The 4,685-nt window shown below is 69.9% G+C and carries 4 protein-coding genes; 1 reads left to right on the forward strand and 3 read right to left on the reverse strand.

The annotated features are described in order from the left end of the window. On the forward strand, positions 1–1,445 hold a 1,445-nt coding region (locus VE172_RS06365), incomplete at its 5' end, for a glycoside hydrolase family 3 C-terminal domain-containing protein (protein ID WP_324798748.1). Between the two features lie 59 nt (positions 1,446–1,504). Here VE172_RS06365 and VE172_RS06370 read toward each other — a convergent pair. From VE172_RS06370 to groES, 3 genes are all read right to left on the reverse strand, one after another. Next, positions 1,505–2,119, reverse strand: a complete 615-nt coding sequence (locus VE172_RS06370; protein WP_324798751.1) for a helix-turn-helix transcriptional regulator — start codon at positions 2,117–2,119, stop codon at positions 1,505–1,507. A 220-nt stretch (positions 2,120–2,339) separates the two neighbouring features. Continuing rightward, complete coding sequence (groL, locus tag VE172_RS06375) at positions 2,340–3,983, reverse strand: chaperonin GroEL (RefSeq protein WP_324798756.1); 1,644 nt, start codon at positions 3,981–3,983, stop codon at positions 2,340–2,342. 65 nt (positions 3,984–4,048) lie between these two features. Further along, complete coding sequence (gene groES, locus VE172_RS06380) at positions 4,049–4,357, reverse strand: co-chaperone GroES (RefSeq protein ID WP_324798759.1); 309 nt, start codon at positions 4,355–4,357, stop codon at positions 4,049–4,051. Between the last annotated feature and the right edge of the window lie 328 nt (positions 4,358–4,685).

The raw sequence follows: 4,685 nt of genomic DNA on the forward strand, positions 1-4,685 counted from the left end.
TCGGGCTGCCCGCCGCCGAGCCCCGCGCGATGGGCGGCGGCAGCGCGCAGGTGTTCCCTCCCCACGTCGTGTCGCCGCTGGACGGCCTGCGGGCGGCGCTGGGCGACGGCGTCGAGCTGGACTTCGTGCCCGCCCTGGACGCCCGCACCAAGCTGCCGCCGATGCGCGACGACGCCGAGCTCCACGTCGAGGTGAGCGACGCCTCCGGCGCGGTGCGGCATCGCGAGGCCGTGGCGGACGCGATGATCAACTGGATGGGCGAGTACCCCGGCGGCGCCGATCTCGGCGACATCGCTCAGGTGAGGCTGTCGGGGACGTTCACCCCGAGGGTCGCCGGGCGCCATGAGTTCGCGGTGGCCGGCATCGGCGCCTTCGAGTTCGCGGTGGACGGCGCGGCGCTGTTCAACGGCATGCTGCGTCCGGAGTCCGAGGAGGTCGTGACGGCGTTCGTCGACCCGCCCGAGCACCGGGTGGTGGTGGACCTGGCCGCCGACGTGCCGATCGAGGTGTCGGTGACGCGCACGGTGCCCGACGACTCCGGCATCTCGCGGACCCTGCTGTCCCGGATGATCAGCTTCCGGATCGGCCACGCCGACCCGATTCCCGACGTCGACACCGGCATCGAGCAGGCCGTCGAGGCCGCGGCCGCCGCCGACGTCGCGATCGTCGCCGTGGCCACCACCGAGGCGGTGGAGAGCGAGGGCTTCGACCGCACCAGCCTGCGGCTGCCCGGCCGCCAGGACGAGCTGGTGGCGCGGGTCGCCGCCGCCAACCCGAACACTGTCGCGGTGGTGTCGGCGGGCTCGCCGGTCGAGATGCCCTGGGCCGCCGAGGTTCCGGCGATCCTGCTGACCTGGTTCGGCGGCCAGGAGCTCGGCGCCGCGCTGGCCGACGTGCTCACCGGGACCCACGAACCGGGCGGGCGGCTGCCCACCACGTGGCCCAAGACCCTGGCCGACGCCCCGGTGTCTAACGTGGATCCCAGCGGCGGCGAGCTGCGCTACGACGAGGGGATCTTCATCGGCTACCGCGCCTGGCGGCGCGGCGAGACCGAGCCGGCCTTCTGGTTCGGGCACGGCCTGGGCTACACCGACTGGACCTACGGCGAGGCGTCCTTCGAGGCCGACGGCGCGGACGAGCGGCTGGGCGGCGTGTCGGTCACCGTCACCAACTCCGGCGACCGGGGCGGCCGCGAGGTGGTGCAGGTGTACCTGGCGTCGGAGTCCGACGAGGACGATCGCCCGGAGCGCTGGCTGGCGGGCTTCACCTCGGTGAGCGCCGCCGCCGCGGAGTCCGCCACGGCGACCGTGTCGATTCCCCGTCGCGCCGTTCAGGTCTGGGACCCTCGGTCCCACTCCTGGCACACCCGCGCGGGCCGGTACACCCTCCAGATCGGACATTCCGTCGCCGATATCCGGGTGTCCGTGCCGATCACCGTCGCGTAGTTCCGTGACGGAGGACGCCGACGACCGTGCGGCCGGCGTCCCCCGTCACGATCCCTCCCTCAGGTAACGATTCCTCCCCGGAAGGCCTCCGCCACGGCGTGCGCGCGGTCGCGGGCGCCGAGCTTGCGAAACAGCCTCCGGGCGTGGGTCTTGATGGTGTCTTCGGAGACGAAGAGGTCGCGGCCGATCTCCGCGTTGCTCTTTCCCTCGCTCATCCCCCGTAGGACTTGCATTTCCCGCTGCGTCAGGCCGACCGGGCCGCTGCGCTGACCCGGTACCCGCCGGACGCAGCCGTTGATGCGCGGGCAGATGAGCATGATGGCCTGGGTCAACGCGACCACCAGATCCTCACCCTCTTCTCCCCCGCCGCGCACGACGCCCCGCGCGCCGGCGGCGACGGTCATCGCCGCCACCCTCGGATCGATGGCGCCGACCATGACGACGCCGGTTCCCGGTTGCCGGGCCAGCACGTTGCGGGTGAACTGCACCGGATCGGGCTTCGCCAGGCCGACATCGACCAGGACGACATCCACCAGGGTGGTGGTCATCCGCGCGTGGACCTCTTCGGTGGTCAGCACCGTACGCACCGTCTGTGCCATGCCCATGCGGGTGGCGCTGGCGGTGATACGCTGAGCCGCCTCCGGGGTCTTGACACAGACCAGAACGGTTTTCACGTGACCTCACCTTTCACTCCGTTTGAGGGGTTCCCTCAGTCGTGAGAGTGATCACCGATCGGGGTATGACGTGGTTATGCAGATAGTTTTCGCAGAATGCGAGTGACGGCGCTACTACGTTGCGTGAGGCGCGGGGCGTTTTCGCAGATGACAAGCGGCGTGGGTGTCACCCGAAACGGTGACACCCACGCCGAAAATTCGTGAACTTTTTTTGCGTCTTCTAGAACCCCGGGCCGTGCTGGTGCGCGTGGCCGTGCCCGTGGCTGTGGCCGTGACCGGCCTCTTCGTCCGCGTTCTCCGGCTTGTCCACGATCAGGACATCGGTGGTCAGGGTGAGGCCCGCGATGCTCACCGCGTTGTTCACGGCGTTGCGGGTGACCTTGACCGGGTCCAGGATGCCCTCGGCGACCAGGTCGCCGTAGGAGTCGGACAGCGCGTTGTACCCGTGGCCCCACGAGGCGGTCGCCACGTTGTGGACCACGACGTCGCCCAGGGCGCCGGCGTTGCTGGCGATGCGGTGCAGCGGCGCCGACAGCGCCTTCTCCACGATCCGCACGCCGACCGCCGAATCCTCGTCGACGTCCACCTTGGCCAGCACCTCGCGGATGCCCACCAGGGCGGCACCGCCACCGGGAACGACGCCCTCCTCGAGGGCGGCGCGGGTGGCCGACACCGCGTCCTCGATGCGGTGCTTGCGCTCCTTCAGCTCGACCTCGGTGGCCGCGCCGACCTTGATGACGGCGACGCCGCCGGACAGCTTGGCCAGCCGCTCCTCGAGCTTTTCGCGGTCCCAGCTGGAGTCGGTGTCCTCCGCCTGCTTGCGGATCTGCGCGACCCGCTGCTCGACGGCGGACTTGTCACCGAAACCATCCACAATGGTGGTGGTGTCCTTGGTGATGACGATGCGGCGGGCGCCGCCCAGGTCGGCCAGGCCGACCTGGTCCAGCTTGAGGCCGATCTCGTCGCTGACCAGCTGGCCGCCGGTGAGGGTCGCGATGTCCTCCAGGATCGCCTTGCGGCGGTCGCCGAAGGCCGGCGCCTTCACGGCGGCGACGTGGAGCGTCTTGCGGACCGCGTTGACCACCAGGGTCGCCAGGGCCTGGCCCTCGACGTCCTCGGCGATGATCAGCAGCGGCTTGGACGACTGCTGCACCACCTCCAGCACCGGCAGCAGCTCCTCGATCGCGGAGATCTTGGAGTTGGTGATCAGGATGTGCGCGTCCTCCAGGACGGCCTCCTGCTCCTCGCTGTCGGTGACGAAGTGCGGGGAGATGAAGCCCTTGTCGAACTGCATCCCCTCGGTGACCTCCAGCTCGGTGGCCAGCGTGGAGCCCTCCTCGACGGTGATGACGCCGTCGGAGCCCACGGTCTGGAACGCCTCGGCGATCAGCTCGCCGATGGTGGCGTCCTGCGCCGAGATGGTGGCCACCTTCGCGATGGAGTCCTTGTCGGACACCGGGGTGGCGCGCTCCAGCAGGGCGTCGTTGATCGCCTTGGCGGCGGCGTCCATGCCGCGCTTCAGCGACACGGGACTGGCGCCCGCGGCCACGTTGCGCAGACCCTGGTGGACCAGGGCCTGCGCCAGCACCGTCGCGGTGGTGGTGCCGTCCCCGGCCACGTCGTTGGTCTTGGTGGCGACCTCCTTGACGAGCTGGGCACCCAGGTTGGCGTAGGGGTCGTCCAGCTCGATCTCCTTGGCGATGGTGACGCCGTCGTTGGTGATCGTCGGTGCGCCGAACTGCTTGTCAAGGACGACGTTGCGGCCCTTGGGCCCCAGGGTCACCTTGACGGTGTCGGCGAGGTGGTCGACGCCGTGCTCCAGATTGGAGCGGGCCTCGTCGGAGAAGCTCAGGATCTTCGGCATGCTTGTACCTCCTCAAGAGACAGCCCGCGGCATGAAGACGGTGCCGCAGGCGCTGACGAAGACGGTTACTTCTCGATGACGGCCAGGACGTCGCGAGCCGACAGGACCAGGTAGTCCTCGCCGGAGTACTTCACCTCGGTGCCGCCGTACTTCGAGTACAGGACGACGTCGCCGACCTTGACGTCGATCGGGACGCGGTTACCCTTGTCGTCGACCCGGCCCGGTCCGACGGCCAGGACGGTGCCCTCCTGGGGCTTCTCCTTGGCGGTGTCGGGAATCACGATGCCCGAAGCAGTGGTGGTCTCGGCCTCGTTGGTCTGGACCACGATGCGGTCCTCGAGCGGCTTGATGGCCACTTTGGTCGCGGTGCCCATGTGGAGCTCCCCTTTACGTTCGTGAACTGCTGAATTGGTGGGCCGAAGCGGGTCGATCCCGGCGTCGCGGGAAGGCGAGTCCGACCCCCGGCCCGTCGCCCAAATTAGCACCCTCCCCCCGAGAGTGCCAACGCCCCCAACCCCATTGGCACTCTCCTCACCCGAGTGCCAGTTCGGGCGGCCTTCACCGCCCCGTTCCCCGCCGCCGACAATGGGCCCATGGATCTCGCCGCGCTGCGCACCGCCGAGGCAGCCGCCCTCATGGAACGCGCCACCGAGCTGCTGGCCGCCGACCCCGCCCGCGCCGCGGTGGCGCTGCGCCGCCACA

Origin of the sequence: Stackebrandtia sp., from assembly GCF_035643755.1 — a bacterium.
GTDB lineage: Bacteria > Actinomycetota > Actinomycetes > Mycobacteriales > Micromonosporaceae > Stackebrandtia.

What these genes read in the sequence shown, in the direction of transcription:
- groES (WP_324798759.1), bottom strand. Translation starts at nt 4,357, where the DNA reads ATGGGCACCGCGACCAAAGTGGCCATCAAGCCGCTCGAGGACCGCATC.
- groL (WP_324798756.1), bottom strand. Translation starts at nt 3,983, where the DNA reads ATGCCGAAGATCCTGAGCTTCTCCGACGAGGCCCGCTCCAATCTGGAG.